General features: G+C 51.7%; 2 protein-coding genes and 1 pseudogene. All 3 read right to left on the bottom strand.

Annotated features, from left to right (window positions below; genetic code table 11):
* Positions 1 to 162 (bottom strand): helix-turn-helix domain-containing protein (locus ACRDCA_RS07970; RefSeq protein WP_438689050.1); only part of this gene is annotated, 162 nt, incomplete at its 3' end.
* Positions 163 to 257: 95 nt separating this feature from the next.
* Positions 258 to 752: pseudogene (locus tag ACRDCA_RS07965) on the bottom strand (IS3 family transposase); the annotation flags it as partial.
* Between the two features lie 160 nt (positions 753 to 912).
* Positions 913 to 1,014 (bottom strand): hypothetical protein, encoded by a 102-nt coding sequence (locus tag ACRDCA_RS07960; RefSeq protein ID WP_438689049.1) that lies wholly within the window; start codon positions 1,012 to 1,014, stop codon positions 913 to 915.

Here is a 1,014-nt window from a genome sequence, read left to right as displayed (position 1 = left end):
GCTATGGCTTTCCAGACCAGCGATGCCCTGAACCAGATATCTGCGCCACCATTTACGCAATGTGGGGCGAGAAATGCCACAGCGACGGCATACGAACCCCGCATCACCGGACGTTTCATAGAGTTTTACCCACTGTAGCCGCTGCTGAATTTCCCTGTTCATAGTGAGGCATTATAGTGAAACGATGTCTATGAATCACACACCAAATGCAGGAAATTTACGACACCTTGAACCGCCCCGGTTTTCTTGGAGAGTTTTTAGTCCGTGAACTCAGGCTGCAGTACCTTATTGTTCACCGATCCATAATACGCTTTTTCTGCCTCAACCGGGGGCACATAACCGATACGCTCCAGAAGCCGACGGTTATTGAACCAGTCAACCCAGTCCAACGTGGCCAACTCCACATCCTGCCTGTTTTTCCAGCTTTGACGGTGGATCACTTCTGCTTTGTATAACCCGTTGATACTTTCGGCCAATGCATTATCGTATGAGTCACCTACGCTACCCACTGACGCCATCACTTCCGCCTCTTTCAACCGTTGTGTGTACGCCAGAGAGACGTATTGGGAGCCGCGATCGCTGTGATGGATAACGCCACTGCCAGGTCTTCTGGCCCACAAGGCCTGTTCTAGCGCATCCAGAACCAGTGTGGTTTCCATCGTTGATGACACCCGCCATCCCACGATCACCCCGGCGAACACATCAATAATAAATGCCACATAAGCGAACCCCTGCCAGGTGCTGAGTAGAGTAAGAGGCGGGGCGTAGTCGGACTATTTCCCAGCCTCTCCTCCCCGAACCGGACGTGCAGTAGAGTAGAGCGCCAGCGAGTTACTGTTTGAAAAGCACTTTTCCGGACGCCCCCTCCCCAAACTGGGCATGAGTCTTTCGATCTCACCCGGCTTTCCAGTGTCATATTTCCCGATGTCTGGCAGGTCTGGTTCTGTGAATATTTTGGTGACATTCTCGACACACAACTAAGGTTTTACGATGTCGTGAAGCCATTATCCTCAG

It is taken from the genome of Serratia sp. (in: enterobacteria) (assembly GCF_051654945.1).
In the GTDB taxonomy this organism is placed as follows: domain Bacteria; phylum Pseudomonadota; class Gammaproteobacteria; order Enterobacterales; family Enterobacteriaceae; genus Chania.
The sequence above is the reverse complement of the archived record's forward strand: the minus strand, read 5'-3'. Positions and strand labels throughout refer to the sequence as shown.